The organism is Actinacidiphila glaucinigra, from assembly GCF_035918135.1.
GTDB classification, from domain to species: Bacteria; Actinomycetota; Actinomycetes; order Streptomycetales; family Streptomycetaceae; genus Actinacidiphila; species Actinacidiphila glaucinigra.
Map to the genome: position 1 here is coordinate 6,823,658 of NZ_CP109144.1, position 14,886 is coordinate 6,838,543.

13 protein-coding genes are annotated in these 14,886 nt (G+C 74.1%); 4 read left to right on the plus strand and 9 right to left on the minus strand.

All coding sequences use genetic code 11. The annotated features are described in order from the left end of the window. Window positions 1-101: 101 nt before the first annotated feature. The gene (locus OIE69_RS30735; RefSeq protein WP_326577313.1) at window positions 102-1,199 is read right to left on the minus strand and encodes a GNAT family N-acetyltransferase; all 1,098 of its coding nucleotides are present in this window, start codon (window positions 1,197-1,199) and stop codon (window positions 102-104) included. Window position 1,200: 1 nt separating this feature from the next. Beyond that, window positions 1,201-1,545, minus strand: coding sequence for a hypothetical protein (locus OIE69_RS30740; RefSeq protein WP_326577315.1), 345 nt, complete (start codon window positions 1,543-1,545; stop codon window positions 1,201-1,203). A gap of 454 nt (window positions 1,546-1,999) precedes the next feature. On the opposite strand from OIE69_RS30740, the gene OIE69_RS30745 reads away from it, so the two are divergent. Then, window positions 2,000-2,791, plus strand: a complete 792-nt coding sequence (locus OIE69_RS30745; protein WP_326577317.1) for an SGNH/GDSL hydrolase family protein — start codon at window positions 2,000-2,002, stop codon at window positions 2,789-2,791. A gap of 94 nt (window positions 2,792-2,885) precedes the next feature. Here OIE69_RS30745 and OIE69_RS30750 read toward each other — a convergent pair whose 3' ends face one another. The 4 genes from OIE69_RS30750 to OIE69_RS30765 form a co-directional block, all read right to left on the minus strand. Continuing rightward, a complete protein-coding gene (locus tag OIE69_RS30750; protein WP_326577319.1) occupies window positions 2,886-4,535 on the minus strand; it encodes a serine/threonine-protein kinase in 1,650 nt (549 codons plus the stop codon). Window positions 4,536-4,617: 82 nt separating this feature from the next. Next, a complete protein-coding gene (locus tag OIE69_RS30755; RefSeq protein ID WP_326577321.1) occupies window positions 4,618-6,225 on the minus strand; it encodes a HoxN/HupN/NixA family nickel/cobalt transporter in 1,608 nt (535 codons plus the stop codon). Beyond that, entirely contained in the window at window positions 6,222-7,577 is a 1,356-nt protein-coding gene (locus OIE69_RS30760) for a tetratricopeptide repeat protein (RefSeq protein ID WP_326577323.1), read from the minus strand. Before OIE69_RS30760 ends, OIE69_RS30755 begins: the two co-directional genes overlap by 4 nt. 122 nt (window positions 7,578-7,699) lie before the next feature. Then, on the minus strand, window positions 7,700-9,268 hold the full coding sequence (locus OIE69_RS30765) for a DUF4331 domain-containing protein (RefSeq protein ID WP_326577325.1): 1,569 nt from the start codon (window positions 9,266-9,268) through the stop codon (window positions 7,700-7,702). A 175-nt stretch (window positions 9,269-9,443) separates the two neighbouring features. Between OIE69_RS30765 and OIE69_RS30770 the strand changes: the two genes are divergently transcribed. Beyond that, window positions 9,444-10,253 carry an anti-sigma factor gene (locus OIE69_RS30770; RefSeq protein WP_326577327.1) on the plus strand — a complete coding sequence of 270 codons (810 nt, stop codon included), beginning with the start codon at window positions 9,444-9,446 and terminating at the stop codon, window positions 10,251-10,253. Window positions 10,254-10,368: 115 nt separating this feature from the next. Continuing rightward, window positions 10,369-10,632 (plus strand): hypothetical protein, encoded by a 264-nt coding sequence (locus OIE69_RS30775; RefSeq protein ID WP_026250983.1) that lies wholly within the window; start codon window positions 10,369-10,371, stop codon window positions 10,630-10,632. A 125-nt stretch (window positions 10,633-10,757) separates the two neighbouring features. Here the strand turns inward: OIE69_RS30775 and OIE69_RS30780 are convergent, their stop codons facing one another. From OIE69_RS30780 to hmgA, 3 genes are read right to left on the minus strand one after another with little or no spacing between them, the layout of a single operon-like run. Then, the gene (locus OIE69_RS30780; protein ID WP_326577329.1) at window positions 10,758-11,990 is read right to left on the minus strand and encodes a type ISP restriction/modification enzyme; all 1,233 of its coding nucleotides are present in this window, start codon (window positions 11,988-11,990) and stop codon (window positions 10,758-10,760) included. Window positions 11,991-12,003: 13 nt separating this feature from the next. Beyond that, on the minus strand, window positions 12,004-12,765 hold the full coding sequence (locus OIE69_RS30785; RefSeq protein WP_089226210.1) for a GntR family transcriptional regulator: 762 nt from the start codon (window positions 12,763-12,765) through the stop codon (window positions 12,004-12,006). Beyond that, window positions 12,762-14,090: a homogentisate 1,2-dioxygenase gene (gene hmgA, locus OIE69_RS30790; protein ID WP_326577332.1), complete on the minus strand. Its 1,329-nt coding sequence runs from the start codon at window positions 14,088-14,090 to the stop codon at window positions 12,762-12,764. Before hmgA ends, OIE69_RS30785 begins: the two co-directional genes overlap by 4 nt. A gap of 66 nt (window positions 14,091-14,156) precedes the next feature. Here hmgA and OIE69_RS30795 point away from each other — a divergent pair, with 66 nt between their 5' ends. Next, entirely contained in the window at window positions 14,157-14,813 is a 657-nt protein-coding gene (locus OIE69_RS30795) for a TetR/AcrR family transcriptional regulator (protein WP_326577334.1), read from the plus strand. The last annotated feature ends 73 nt before the right edge of the window (window positions 14,814-14,886 follow it).

A 14,886-nucleotide genomic window follows, 5' to 3' on the forward strand; every position in this document is an offset into this window, starting at 1 on the left:
TTGAGGATTGAGACCCTATGGCAATACCTGACAGAGTGAATACCGTTTTAAGAAATTGCCGTGGAGTCGTCTGATTGATCATGCCTGTACGGCAATGTCCGTTATTGAGCGCCGGCGCGCAACCGTCCCACACGCTTGAGGAATCGGTCCGCGGGCTCCCGCAGCGCGGGCCGGGCCGTCACCGCGTTGCGCAGCGCGCGCACCGGCGCGCGCCGGGCGCGGTGTCCGAGCGCGACCGGATGCCGGCGGGTCACCCACCCCTCGGAGACCGCCAGATCCCGCGTCTTGAGCGACTCCTTGTACTCCTTGTGGCCGCGGCCCAGGTCGAGCTGGGCCACCCCGTCGGCGGCGGCTCCCTCCGCCATCCGCAGGTGCAGCACCAGACCCGGCGAGAACTTCGAGAACTCGGTGTCGTACGCCGGGAACCAGCAGGCCAGCACGGCGGGCGAACGCATCCCGAAGTGCGCCGCGACCGGCCGCTCTCCCGCGTACAGCACCGAAAGCTGCCCCGCGAAGCCCTCGGCGCGGGTGTGGAAGAGGTGCTCCACCAACTCGACGATCCACGGCCGGGCGAAGCGGTCGCTGCGCCCGGTTCTTCGGTACTGCGCGGACTTCCACGCCATCAGCCGCCGCAGCGCCGCGACGTCCCGCTCGTCGTGCACGTAGCGCACCTCGCCGACGTCCCGGCCGAGTTTGCGCTCCTTGGCGAGCGTGGTCCGCAGGAACTTGGGCGAGTGCGCGCGAAGATGGCCGAGATACGCCTCGTACCCGTGTTCCACGTCCATGACGGGTGAGGGGTACGTCCCGGTCGCGCCCTCCTCGAAGGGCTTCTGGCCCTCCATCAGGTGGTCGAACTCCCAGACGGCCAGGCCGCAGGCGCGCAGCAGCTCCCGCGCGTCCCACTGGAAGCCCGGCCGGTGCACGAGCCCCTGGCAGTCCGACAGCCCGAGCCCGACGGCCCGGCCCACGCCGGCCGCCGAGCGCTGGTACGGGAAGAAGGCGACCGGGACGCCGTCCTCGCGGACCACGGCGATGCGCACGCCCCGGTGGTGGTGCGCCACGGCGAGCGTGAACTCGGGTGACAGGAAGGGGTTCCCCAACTGCGGGCTGCCCGAGGCGACGGCCTGGTCCTGCACGCGGGTCCACTCCGCCCGGTCGGCGGCGGTGAGCTCGCCGGGGCGGTACACGGTGATGTCCACTTTACGGAGTCCGCCTTCTCTCGGCCCGGGCAAGGGAGTGCCGCAGCAGCGGCAGCAGGAACAGTGCGGCGCTCAGCGCCGCGATCACCGCGACACCCCCGCGGACCGACCACAGGTGCAGGGCCAGCAGGCCCTGCGCCACCAGCAGGTCGATCACGATCGTGCCGCCGGCCGCCACCACCGCCCGGCTCAGCGGGTCGAGGGAGCGCAGAGCCCCGGCGAGCGCTGCCGCCGGGGCGGCCAGCAGGAAGAAGAAGGTGAAAGGTGCCCTGACGGGCGAGGCGATGTCCGCCAGCGCGAGCACCGCGCCGACCCCGCCGACTCCCACGGCGGCGCCCGCCAGCAAGGGAAGTGATTCGTTGCCGATCGGGTGACCGGATGCGTTGTCTCTACGCGTTGGTTGCATTGGCGACTTTGCCCCCCAAAACGCCGGATGCAGAAGTTCAATGTCGCTCAATTCGGGCGCGGGCGTCAAGGAAGGGGCGAACAGAAGCAGCCGCCGTCCACGAAGGGGTGACGGGCCCTCATAATGTGGGCGATTTCCGTCGAACTGTTCGCCCCGAGGGGGTGCTGTGTTCGAACGGAGTCGTGTTCGGGCGGAGTTGCCGCCGGTGCCCCGCGGGCGCGCTCCGTCTGGGGGACCAGCCCCTGGGTCGAGGCGGCGTCACATTCGGCGCACACGGCGGTGATCGCTCGACTGACAGAAATGTCCATGTCAAGAAATCTTGGCATGGACACTTCCCGAACGTGTTACCGCGCGGTACGAAAGATGCGGCAGAGATCCTGCTAAGGGAGGTTCCATGAGACTGTCCCGTTTCGTGTCAGCCGCATCCGCACTTCTCCTTACCACCGCACTCGCCCTGTTCGGTGCCGGTTCCGCCCACGCCGCCGGCCCCGTCTACGCGGCCCTCGGCGACTCGTACTCCGCCGGAGTCGGGGCCGGCAGCTACGACAGCGCGAGCGGCAGCTGCTACCGCAGCAGCAAGGCGTTCCCCCGGCTGTGGGCGAACGCGCATAGCCCGTCCGGGTTCTCTTTCACCGCGTGTTCCGGAGCGACCACCACCGACGTGCTCAACAACCAGCTCGGTCCGCTCAACTCCTCGACGACCCTGGTCAGTATCAGCATCGGCGGCAACGACGCCGGCTTCGCCGACGTGATGACCACCTGTGTCCTCAGCTCCGACAGCACCTGCCTCAGCCGTATCAACCAGGCCAGGGACTTCGCCAACAACCAGCTGCCCGCGCGGCTCGACTCCGTCTACAACGCCATCAGCACCCGGTCCCCCTCGGCCCGTGTCGTCGTCCTCGGCTACCCGCGCTTCTACAAGCTGGGCACCACCTGCATCGGCCTCAGCGAGACCAAGCGCAGGGCCATCAACGACGCGGCCGACCTCCTCGACACCGTCACCGCCAAGCGCGCGGCCGACCACGGCTTCGCCTTCGCCGACGTCCGGGGCACCTTCACCGGGCACGAGCTCTGCTCGGGCTCGGCGTGGCTGCACAGCCTCACCCTCCCCGTCTACGAGTCGTACCACCCCACCGCCTCCGGCCAGTCGGGCGGCTACCTGCCGGTGTTCACCTCCGCCGCGTGACGCGCGGCACGACGACGGTACGGAGCACCCGCACGACGTGAGACGAGGGGTGCCGGGCCACCGCCCGGCACCCCTCGCCCGTGCCGGGGCGGCCTCAGGGGGTCGGAGCCGTCTCGTCCGAGACGCTCGGCGACGGGCTCGGCGCCTGGCACGTGACCGTGAACGGGACGTGCCCGGACTCCGTCCGCACCGGGCTGCGAACGGCGAGCGCGACCCAGCCCTCGATCGTGCCCTCCGGCTCGTAGGACGGCTCCGTGTACGGGACCGTGCGGCTCTTCGGGCCCCCCGCGGGGAAGTCGAGGCTCTGCCAGGCGTGGCCGGAACCGCCGGCGCTCGACGTCCAGCGGTAGGAGACCGTCACCGGAGTGCGGTCGACCGTGACGACCGCGGAGAAGGACGGTGCCTGCTCGGCGGGCGGCGGGCAGCTCCCGGTGTAGGTGTCGCGCACGGCCGACACCGTGACATGGACGTTCACCTGCGCCGGCGTGGTGTGCGGCGCAGAGGTGTGCGGGGACCCCGAACCGCCCCCGGCCGTCGCCTCGTAACCGCTGGCGTCCGCGTCGCCGTCGTCCTCCTGCGAGCCGGTGGCGGACGGGGTGCGGCCGCCGCCCGGGGTGTTCCCGGCGGTGGTGCCGCGGCCGGAACCGCCGGCCGGGTCGTCGTCGAGGAGGGCGTAGGCAACGCCCCCGATGCCCAGGGCGAGGGCGAGCACGCCCGCCGCCATCGCCACCGCCGCGCGGCGCGGCCGGGCCTGGCGACCGCCCGCGGGCGCGGCGCCGTATCCGGGGCCCACGGGGGCCGTCGGCCCGAGCGGTGTCGAGGAGACGGGGGTCGAGGAGACCGGGGCCGACCGGAACGGTGTGCCGTCCGGCCCCGGCGGCAGCGGCACGGCGGCCTGGGTGGTGGCGTAGGCCGTTCCGGCCCCGGGCGGGGTGCGCCCGGCGGCGAGGGCGTCCAGCCGCCGCTGCACCTCCTCGCCCGGGGGCCGGACCGCCGGGTCCTTCTGCAGCAGTCCCGTGATCACCGGGGCGAGGGGTCCCGCCCGGCGCGGCGCGGGCAGTTCCTCGTCCACCACCGCGCGCATCGTGCTCAGCGCCGTCTCGCGGCGGAACGGCGACCCGCCCTCCGCCGCCACGTAGAGCAGCACCCCGAGCGACCACAGGTCCGACTCCGGTCCGGGGCGGCGGCCGAGCGCCCGCTCGGGGGCCAGGTACTCGGGTGAGCCGACCAGTTCGCCCGTGCGGGTGATCGCCGAGGAGCCCTCGATCATGGCGATGCCGAAGTCGGTGAGCACGACCCGGCCGTCGTTGCCGATCAGCACGTTGCCCGGCTTCACGTCGCGGTGCAGCACCCCGGCGGCATGGCCGGCGCGCAGCGCCTCCAGCACCTTGCCGCCGATCCCCGCGGCGCGGCGCGGGTCCATGGGGCCCTCCGCGTCGAGGACGTCGTCGAGCGTCACGCCCCGGACGAGCTCCATGACGATCCACGGACTGCCCTCGGCCATGGCCACGTCGTACACCTTGATGACGTTGGGGTGCTCGACCCGCGCGGCCGCGATCCCCTCCTGCTGCAGCCGGGCGTACAGGCGCTCGACCTCCCGGTCCTCCAGGCCCGGCGGGGCCTTGACCTCCTTGACGGCCACCTCGCGGCCCAGCAGTTCGTCCCGGGCCAGCCACACCACACCCATGCCGCCCCGGCCCAGCTCGCTGATCAGCCGGTAGCGCCCCGCCACGAGCCGTGTCATCGGCGTGTCCCCCCTTCGTGCCGCCCGCAGCCCAGCATGACCGAACTTCCTCCCGAACGGACCCTTTCGACGGAAAGCTCCCTCAACCGGCCATCGCCAGCGCCGCCCTGAGTACCAGGCCGCAGCCCAGCACCAGCACCACGGACGCGGTGGCCAGGGGCGCGAGCCGGCGCGCCGCCGTGAACGGCCCGCCGCGCACCCGCAGCGCCGACGCCTTCCCGGCCAGCCGCCCGAGGCGGACGACCGCGAAACCGGCGGCCGTGAGCGTGATCGCCAGCCCCGCGCCGTACGCGAGGACCAGCAGGAAGCCGAACCAGGCCTGGCCCAGCGCCGCCGCGCCCACCAGGACGACGACCGCGGAGGGACTGGGGACGAGACCACCCGCGAAGCCCAGCAGGATCGTGCCCCGCAGGGTGGGCCGCGGCTCGTGGGTGTGGGTGTGTGGGTGCGGGTGGGCGTGGACGGGGGGCCGCGGCGCGGGGCGTTCGGCGGTGAGGACGGCGGCGGGCGCGGCCTGTGCCGCCGTCCCGGAGGAGGGCGCGGGGTGGTGGTGCGGGTGTCCGTGTCCGTGGTGGTGGGGGCCGCGGTCGTGGGGACCGTCCCCGTCCCCGTGGCCGTGCCCATGACCGTGCTCCCGGTCCCGCAGCCGCCACGCGCGGCGCAGCAGCGCCGCCCCGGCGCCGGCGACGAGCACGCCGCTCGCGACGCCGAGCCAGCCGATGACCGAGGGTGCCGCGGCCGAACCGCTCGTCACCAGCAGGCCGAGCGCGAACACCCCCAGCGTGTGGGTGACCGTCACCGACGCGCCCAGCGCGACCATGTCCCGGCGCGACCGCCGCCCGCCCGCCGCGGCCGCGGCGGCCATCAGCGTCTTGCCGTGCCCGGGCGCGAGCGCGTGCATCGCGCCCAGTGCCAGCGCCGTCAGCAGCGCCAGGGCGGCGAAGCCCGGGGTGAGCGCGTGCCGCGACACCAGGTCGGTGAGGGCCCGCGTCCAGCGGTCCGCGCCGCGCGGCAGCACACCGGCGGTGGCGGGGGAGTCCTCCTCCGCCACCAGCGCGGGGCCGCCCGGGGTCAGCCGGAAGCCGGCCGCCCGTTCGTCGGCGGGCGAGGAGAGCAGGTCCTTCGGGTACGCGGTGAGCCGCCGCGACACCGACTCCCCTGACACATCGGCGTCGTGGAGGGTCACGCGGTCGCCGCGCGCGGTGATCTCCCGCCAGCCCGGTCCGGTGGCGACGTCCGCCGGACGGTACTCCAGGGACGTCGGCTCCCCGGACGGCAGCCGCGCCGTCATCCGGCACTCGACGCGCAGCGTCGTCAGCCCCGCCTGCCCGGGCCGTACGGCCGCCGTGGCCCGGCGCACCGCGACCGGTTCGCGGCGCCCGCCGACGGCGGCCCGCGCGCCCTTGGCGGCGGCGTCGCAGCGCGCCTCCGCCCAGTCCGCCAACTCGGCGCGGTCCAGCGCCCGGTCGCCGTCCCGGTCGATCGCGGGCACGGCCTGCGCCGCGGGGATCTCGGCGAGGTCCTCGACGTGGTCGATCCGCAGCACGCCGGGGGCGGCGACCAGGCCGTCGTAGCGGTTGACGGTGAAGTTGCCCAGCGGATGCGCCTGCGCCTGCCCCGCGGGCAGCAGCGCGAGGGCCGCTCCCACCGCTGCCGCGGCCGCCACGGCGGCCGTCCTGCGTCGGATCACGACGGGTCTCCTTCGATGCGGGCCAGCGCGCGGCGGGCGGCGGGGGCCGCGGTGGGGGAGAAGCCGGGGTTGAGGCGGAGCGCCGCGGTCAGCGACGTCCTGGCCGCCTCGTGCTTCCCGAGGGCCGCCTCGATGACCCCTCGGTGGTAGAGGAAGGCCGCGTTGCGGTAGCCCGGGGCCGAGGAGCGCTCGGCGTACGCCAGGGCCTCGCGGTCGCGGCCGTTGACGTGCAGGGCCCAGGCGAGCGCGTCGGCGGTGTGGACGGTCCGCCGGCGCGACCATTCGGCCCGCGCCGCGCGCAGCGCCTCCGCCGCGTCCCCGTGGTCGGCCGCGACCAGCGCCGCGTCCAGGTCGGTGGCGACGCCGTTCGCCCTGGCGAGGGCGATCCAGGTGCCGACCACCGCGTACTGCTGCTCCGCCCGCTCCTTCTGCCCCGCGGCCTCGTACAGCTCGCCCAGTTCCGCGAGTTGCGCGGGCAGCGGGTGGCGGTCGACGACCCGGCCCAGGTCGCGCAGGGCCTTCTCCCGGTCGCCGCGCGCCGCGTACGTACGGCCGCGGCCCTCGACCGCCGGCAGGTAGCCGGGGTCGGCCCGCAGCGCGGTGGCGAAGTGCCGCAGCGCGGCCGGGTACCGGCCCTGGCTCCAGGCGAGCTGGCCCAGAGCCGTGGCGACGTAGGCGGTGTCGCCCGGGGTCGCGGCGGAGTCCAGGGCGCGGGTCAGGATGCGGCGGGCGCCGGCCGGGTCGCCGCGCAGTTCGTGGACATAGGCGAGGCGGGTGAAGACCGGGATGCCGGGGCGCACCGCGTCGGCGTGCTCGGCGGCGCGCAGCGCCTCGTCGTAGCGGCCGAGTTCGACCAGGGCGTCGACCCGGACGGCGAGGGCGCGCTCTCCGTAGGGGTTGACCTTCAGCGCCCGGTCCGCCTCGGTGAGGGCGGTGCGGAAGTCGTGGCGCGCGGCGGCGAGCGCGGCACGCCCGGCGAGAGCCGCGTCGTTGCCGCGCGGGGAGATCCGCAGCGAGCGGCTGAACGCCGCCTGCGCCTGCGGGTAGCGGGTCGGGTCGCCGCTGGTCCTGGCCTGCTCGACGTAGGCGGCGCCGAGCGCGGCCCACCCCGCGGCGTCCTTGGGCTGGGCCCGCAGATGCGTCTGCAGGGCCGCGATGCCGCCCGCGAGGTCGCCCTCGGCGAGGCGGTCCAGGGGGGCGTCGGCGGCGGGCGCCGCGGCCCGCGCGGTGTCCCGCGGGGCGGAGGGCCCGCCGAGGACCAGCGCGCCCGCGGTGAGCGCCAGCGCGAGGCCCAGTACCAGCGCCGCGTACAGGGCGGCGGCGCGCAGTCGGCCCGGGGCCGGTACGTCCATGGCTGCTGCCTTTCGGGATGATGGGGTGGAGCCCGGCCGGGACGCTCGCGGTGCGCCCCGGCCGGGTGCCGTGCGGTGTGCTTCCTGCGGTGGCCGTTGGCCGGGTGGCCGGTGGCCGGGCCTCAGGCCCGGCCGTGCGCCCCGCGGCCGGAGGGGCGGCGGCGCGTCCGCCACCACAGCAGCGCCGCACCGATCAGCAGCACGCCCGCGCCGCCGGAGGCCGCGGAGGCGATCAGCACGGTGTCGTCGTCACCGCCGCCGGTGAGCAGGCCGTCCGCGTTGAGCTGGGTGACCCCGTCGGTCTGCGCCGATTCGGTGGCCGGCTTGGCCAGTGGGCCGTCCGAGCCGGAGGCCGGCAGGGCCACGTACGGGAAGCCGGCGCCGAAGGTCCGGTCGTTGGCGTCGACGGCGTCGCCCAGGTCGTTCTTCGACCCGACCAGTTCGCCCTCCACCACCTGCAGCGCGATGTCGACGACGTCGTCGCCCAGCCTGCGGCCGTTGGGGAAGCCCGCGGTGTCGCCGTCCAGGACGCCGAGCCGCTTGGGCTCGGCGGCCGGCGGCACGGCCGTGTTCAGCCGCAGCATCTCCGACGGGCGGACGTGCGGCGGCTGGTTGAGCTTGGGCACGCCCGTCAGGAACACCTGGACGAGGTCGTTGCGCGGGGTGGCCGGGGCCTTGATCTTGTAGATGCCCTCGATGAGCTTGGGCAGTTCGGGGTGCGTCACGTTCTTGAGGAACTGGCCGTCGTTCCAGGGCGAGGACGCGTTGAACCGGTCCTTGTCCTTGAGCGGGTTGACCACCTCGTTCACCAGCGGCATGCCGAGGCGGGAGACCTGCGCCCAGTCGCCGTTCGCGGTCCGTCGCTGCGTGGTGGACCAGATGCCGATCACCGGCTGCTTCGCCGACTGGCGGATCGAGGCCGTCGGGACCTGCAGGGCTATGGTGTTGACGTTGTAGCCCTTGAGGGTGTCGTCGCCGACCTCGGAGAGGTTGCCGCCGTAGAGCAGGTCGAAGACCCGCAGGTCCAGGAAGAACGGGTCGTCGGCCTGGCCGGCGAAGGCCGTGGTGCCGCGGCCGAGGTGCTTGACGGCCTGCCGGCGCAGCACGTTGTAGTCCGGCATCGAGGCCTTGCCGACGTTCGACGGCGCGACCGGCACGTCGTTCGCGACCTTGTAGCGGCCGGTGACCTGCTGGTCGTGCAGCCGGAACAGGTCGATGTCGTAGGTCTGGCGGAAGTTCAGGTCCGGGTCGTCGAGGCTCGTGACCGGGCCGGTGTTGTACAGGAAGGTCTTCTTGTTGCGGAAGTGGTCCTGGAACGTCCACCGGTAGAGGTAGTCGCCCTGCGCGTCGCCGTCGCTGTCGATGTGGATGTCGTACTGGGCGTCGTCGGCGAACTTGTAGAAGTTCGGGCCGCCGGCCGGGTCCTCGAACGGGATCCAGTTCGCCACCAGGGTGGTGGTGTCCGGGCGGTCGGGGCTGACGAACGCGTAGACGTCCGTGGTGTCGTACTGCGGCTGCCCCGAGATCAGCGGCGCCTCCCGGTGGCTGGACGCCTGTGCCGTCCCCGGCTCCAGTCCGGTGACGCCCACGGCGGCGAGTCCCCCCGCGGCCACTGCACCCACGGCCAGCAGGGCGATCGTGCGCGATCGCCCGAAGCGGGCCCTGAGCCTGTTCCTGCTGTGTGCGGTCATCGCGTCGGTCCTTCGCGAGTCTGGCCCCTCCCCCTTGGAAGAGGTCCTGCGTGGGTTGTTCGTGGCCGTGCGGACGGCGGATTGGCGGACCGGGGTGAATTTGTGTCACAGGGCTGTAACGTGATATTGGCCCGGCCGGACGGTGCGCGCACCGCGGAGGGAAGCGGGGCGACCCATGAGAGGTTCCGTGCACGAACTGGCCGCGGCGTACGCGCTCGACACCCTCGCGCCGCGGGAACTGCGCCGATTCGAACGGCATCTGATGCGCTGCGACGCGTGCGCGGACCGGGTGCGGCGACTGGCCGGGGACACCGTGCGGCTCGGTGCCGGGGGTTCCGCCGTGGCGGCGCCGCCTCCGGTGCCGCCGCCTTCGTCGGTGCCGCTGCCGGCGGACGGTGCGCCGGACGACCGGGACGGACCGGAGGGCCCCGCCGGCGAGGACGCCCGCGACGGTCGGGCGCCGGGCCGGTGGTGGGAGGCGTGGCGCCGGCCGTCCGCGACGCGCCTGGCCGGGGCGGGCGCCGGGGCGGCCCTCCTGGCCTGCGCGGTGCTGGGCGCCCTGCTGCTGCGGACCGCCGCGCAACTGGACCGGGAGCGCGGGGACGCGCGTGCGGTGAACGAGGTGCTGACGGCCGCCGACGCCCGCCCCGTCTACGCCAGCGACGACCACGGACGGGGGGTGACCGCCGTGGTGTCACGGCGGATGCGCCGCGCCGTGGTGACGGTGCACGGGCTGCCCCGGCTGGAGGGCCGCAGCGTCTACCAGTTGTGGCTGGTGAGCGAGCGCCCGACGTCCTTCCGCTCCCTCGGCGTGCTGGGCGCCGATGCGGCGGCGGACGGCACGCCCGGGCCGGTCGTGACCGGTGGGCTGGACGAGTGGTCGTACGCCTTCACCGTCACGGTTGAGCCGACTGGCGGATCCCCGGTGCCGAGCTCGGACACCGTGGTCCAACTTCCCCTGCTCGCACTGGGGATCGGCTCGTGACGTCAACCCCCTTGACGGGAAGGTGAATCCGGGAACGCGGATGCATAGGTGACGCCGCAGGACGATAGGGTTACCCTGCCCGGTGCCGGGTGCCCTCGAAAGGGTGGGGAGTGTCATGGATCAGATAGCAATGCGGAGCAGGCCGCGAGTGCCTGCTGTCACGTGCGGGAGCAGCGCGTCCAGTGCGCGTCTCGACCGTCATCTCTCGGTGCTGGCCGGCCCTGCCGCGCCGCAGCGGGAGGCGGAGGAGGCCACGCTGTTGATGCGCGAGCTGACCTCGCGCGACCACGTGCGCGCGAACGCCAGCCGCGGGGCGCGTGTGTCGCTGTTCGCACCGCTGCGGCGGCTGCGCCGTTCGCTCTTCGGCAGCCGCGGCTGACCGGAGGCGTTCTCGGCGTTCCCTCAGCGGACAGGCTCGGGCGCAGTACACCGTCCCGGCACCGCGCTGCTTCATGCGGCGCGTCGGTGTACTCCGTCCGGGCCTGTTGTCATGTCGACTTGTGGTCACAGCAGGACGAACTGCCCGTCCGGTCCCTCCTCGTGGTGGTCCAGCACGGAAGCCGGACGGCGCGCCGTCCCCGGCACCGGCAGGACGTGCGCGGCGCGCAGCTCGGCGGCGCCGATCCGCGGTCCCGTCGCGACCCGGGCGGCGAGCGCGCGGCGTGACGGCCGCAGCTCCGCCAGCAGGGCCAGCACACTGATCAGCTCCAGCAGTTCGGTCGTCCTGGCCCGGGGCCAGGCGGCGGGCCGGATCGCGTCGAGGCCCTCCGCCGCCCCGTCGGGGATCCGCCGCTCGAACCAGGTCTCCAGCACCCGCGTCCCCGCGGCGTGGAACTCCCACACCGCCTCCGGCACCGGCGCCACCCGCCCGCTCCCCAGCATCAGCGCCTCGTCCTCCGGGTCGTACGACGGTGCCTCCCGCGGCACGTCGGGGAGCGCCGCCCGGACGTAGGGGCGCCGCCCGCCCGGCAGCCGGGGGTGCCCGGCGGGGCGGTCCTGCGCCGGATCGGAGAAACGGGCGCCCCGGGTGTGCAGCCACAGCATCCGGCGGCCCAGCGCGACGCCCTCCGCCCACAGCGCCGGATCGGCGGTGAGCGGGACCTCGGCGGGCGAGCCCGTGGCGAGCGCGGCGATCCAGGCGAGCACGTCCTCCGCGTCGACCGGGGTGCCGAGCCGCTCGGCGAGGCGGTCCAGGAGACCCGGCGCGAGGTTGGGGTCCGCGCCGCCGGGGCGGCGGAACAGCGGCCGGATCCGGCCCGGCCGGCCGGCGGGGGAGTGGCCGTCGGGGAGCAGTGCGGAGAAGACCAGCGGCGGCCCCGGGACCTGCGGCAGGCGCGGGAGTTCCACCGCGTACAGCTGCCGGTCCTCGTCGGCGACCCGCCACAACTCGGGGCGGGCGGCGTCGATCAGCCGCTGGTCGGGGATGAGCCACTGCTCGTCGTACGGGCCGTGCAGCACCCGCACCGGCTCCGCGATCGGGCCGTCCTCCCGCTGCAGCCGGGTGGTGGGCGCGGGGTGCCCCGGCAGCTGGGCGACGGCGGTGTGCGGGGTGCGCGCCCGGGTGGGGTGGAACAGCCGCTCGCGCTCGGCGCCCCCGGCCTTCACCAGCCGGTCCCAGCGCGCGGCGAGGGTCGCGGCCTCGGGGGCCATCACCCAGCTCCGCCCCAGGCGCAGGGGCGGGACGGACCACGGCATCAGGTCGGCCAGCGTCGGCGCTTCATCGCTCACTGTGAGCATGCTACTGAGGCCCTCAGGGCGCCTCCATGGTCACGGTGAAGGAGAAGCGGTCGCCCCGGTAGTGGATGCGCACGACGTCCACCGTGCGGCCGGTGTCGTCGTAGGTCACCCCCGTGTAGTGCAGGATCGGGCTGAGCAGGGGCACCTGCAGCAGGCGGGCGGTGTCCGGGTCGGCCAGCCGCGCCTCGACGGTGTCGGTGATGCGGCTGATCCGTACGCCGAGGGCGTCCCGGAGCACCTTCGTCATCGGCCAGCGCGCCAGGTCCGCCAGGTCGATCCGGGCGGCCAGCTCCGGCAGGACGAAGTTCTCCGCCCAGTTGGTCGGCTCACCCGACTCGTCGCAGCGCAGCCGGCGGTAGGCGACGGTGTCCGCCCGCCCGGGGAAGTACTCGGCGAACTCCGGCGGCACGGGCGCCGGGCCGTGGCTGAGCACGCTGGTGCGGTCCCCGGACTGCTGGGCGACGATCGCGTCGACCGAGCCCAGCAGCCGCACCGGCGCCCCGCGCAGCGCGGTGGGTTCGATGAACGTGCCCCGCCGCCGGTGGCGGCTGATCAGCCCCTCCTCCTCCAGCTCCTTCAGCGCCTGCCGCATCGTGAGCACGCTGACGCCGTAGTGCCCCGCCAGCGCGTCCTCGGTCGGCAGCCGCAGCGGAGCGTCCGGACGCCGGCCGAGTATCGAGGCGCGCAGGGACTGCGAGACCTGGTACCACAGGGGGAGCTTGCGGTTCAGGACCAGCGAGTCGGGGGCGAAGGTGCTGCTCGGGCTCGTCGTCATGGCCTGAAGTGTCGCTCCAGCCCCCGCCACACGCCGTCGTAGTCCCGCTGCAGGTGCTCGGCCCCCAGCGCCTCCGGGGTCGCCACCACCGGCCAGCGGGTCTCGAACATGAAGGCCAGCCCGTCGTCCACCTTCTGGGGGACCAGCTCGGCCGCGCTCGCCCGGTCGAAGGTCGTCCGGTCCGGGCCGTGCGCCGACATCATGTTGTGCAGCGAGGCCCCGCCGGGGACGAAGCCCTCCGCCTTGGCGTCGTACGCGCCCTCGACGAGCCCCATGAACTCGCTCATCACGTTCCGGTGGAAGTACGGCGGGCGGAAGGTGTCCTCCCCGACCAGCCAGCGCGGCGCGAAGACCACGAAGTCGGCGTTGGCCAGCCCCGGGGTGTCGGAGGGCGAGGTCAGCACGGTGTAGATCGACGGGTCCGGGTGGTCGTAGCTCACGCTGCCCAGCACATTGAAGCGCCGCAGGTCGTACACGTACGGCACCAGGTTGCCGTGCCAGCCGACGACGTCCAGCGGCGAGTGGCCGTACTCGGCGGCCCACAGGTTGCCGCCGAACTTGTTCACCACCTCCACCGGCTCCTCGCGGTCCTCGTACGCCGCCACGGGCGCCATGAAGTCCCGCGCGTTGGCCAGGCCGTTGGCGCCGATCGGGCCGAGGTCGGGCAGCCGGAAGGACTGGCCGTAGTTCTCGCAGACGTAGCCGCGCGCGTCGCCGTCCGGCAGCTCGACGCGGAAGCGCACCCCGCGCGGGACCAGCGCCATGTGGCCCGGCCCGGCCACCAGGACGCCGAATTCGGTGCGGAGCAGCAGCCGGCCGCGCTCCGGCACGATCAGCAGCTCGCCGTCGGAGGAGGAGAACACCCGGCCGTCCATGGAGCGGTTGGCCGCGTACCAGTGGATGCCGATGCCCTCGCGGCGCAGCACGTCACCGTTGCCGCCGACGGTGACCAGGCCGTCCACGAAGTCGGCCGGCTCCTGCGGCAGCGGCAGCGGGCTCCAGCGCAGCCGGTTGGGATCGGGCTCGGCCTGCGTGAAGGGCGCGCTGCGCAGCCGCCCGTTGGCGATCCGGCGGAACGGCGGGTGGGCCGCCGAGGGGCGGATGCGGTACAGCCACGAACGGCGGTTGTGATGCCGCGGCTCGGTGAAGGCGGTGCCGCTCAGCTGCTCCGCGTACAGGCCGAGCGGGGCGCGCTGCGGTGAGTTGCGGCCGGCCGGAACCGCTCCGGGGACCGCCTCGCTCATGTGCTCGTTGCCGAAGCCGGAGAGGTGGGCGAGGTCCTTGCCGTCCGGGATGTCGGTGCTGGTGATCTCTGTGCTGGTCACGATTCCTATGGTTGTCCATAGGAATCAACCCCGCAAGGGACCGGCCGGTCCCTGTGGAAAACCGGCATGATGGACCTTGTGCACAGCAGCGGCAACGGTCTCCGGCGCGTACCCGTCCAGCAGCGCAGCGCCGAACGCTTCGCCCGGATCCTCGACGCGGCCGCGTCGATCCTCGACGAGGGCGGCTACGAGGAGCTGAGCACGCGCGAGGTGGCCGCCCGCGCGGGCGTGCCGATCGGGTCGGTCTACCGCTTCTTCTCGAACAAGCGCGCCATGGCCGACGCCCTCGCCCGCCGCAACCTCGACAAGTACCTCGCCGGGGTCACGGACCGCCTCGACGCCCTCGGTGCGGACCGAGGCGGCGCCGGGGACTGGCGCCGGCTGATCGACGTCGTCGTCGACCAGTACGTCGCCATGCGGCGCACCGTGCCGGGCTTCGCCCTCGTCAGCTTCGCCGGCCCGGCCCCCGGCCCGGCGGTGAACGACCTGGCCAACCACCTCGTCGCCGACCGGCTCCGGGCCCTGCTCATCGCCCCGCTCGGCGCCGCCGGCGTGGCCGTGACCGACGACCGGCGGCTGCGGACCGCCTTCGTGGTGGGCGTGGAGGCCGCCGACGCGCTGCTCAAGATGGCCTTCCGCGCCGACCCGCAGGGCGAGGCCGCGCTCATCGCAGAGACGAAGGTGCTGCTCCGCGCCTACCTCGCGGGCGTTCTGGAGCCGTAGGCCGCGGGCGCCGTCCCCGCAAGTGCTATCCCGACATGCATACCGGTCGGTATGGTGACCGCACACGAGGAAG

Bases quoted from the DNA above. Each gene is read 5' to 3' on its own strand.
- OIE69_RS30745 (WP_326577317.1), top strand. From the start codon at position 2,000: ATGAGACTGTCCCGTTTCGTGTCAGCCGCATCCGCACTTCTCCTTACC.
- OIE69_RS30750 (WP_326577319.1), bottom strand. From the start codon at position 4,535: ATGACACGGCTCGTGGCGGGGCGCTACCGGCTGATCAGCGAGCTGGGC.
- OIE69_RS30760 (WP_326577323.1), bottom strand. From the start codon at position 7,577: ATGGACGTACCGGCCCCGGGCCGACTGCGCGCCGCCGCCCTGTACGCG.
- OIE69_RS30765 (WP_326577325.1), bottom strand. From the start codon at position 9,268: ATGACCGCACACAGCAGGAACAGGCTCAGGGCCCGCTTCGGGCGATCG.
- OIE69_RS30770 (WP_326577327.1), top strand. From the start codon at position 9,444: ATGAGAGGTTCCGTGCACGAACTGGCCGCGGCGTACGCGCTCGACACC.
- OIE69_RS30775 (WP_026250983.1), top strand. From the start codon at position 10,369: ATGGATCAGATAGCAATGCGGAGCAGGCCGCGAGTGCCTGCTGTCACG.
- OIE69_RS30780 (WP_326577329.1), bottom strand. From the start codon at position 11,990: ATGCTCACAGTGAGCGATGAAGCGCCGACGCTGGCCGACCTGATGCCG.
- OIE69_RS30785 (WP_089226210.1), bottom strand. From the start codon at position 12,765: ATGACGACGAGCCCGAGCAGCACCTTCGCCCCCGACTCGCTGGTCCTG.
- OIE69_RS30795 (WP_326577334.1), top strand. From the start codon at position 14,157: ATGATGGACCTTGTGCACAGCAGCGGCAACGGTCTCCGGCGCGTACCC.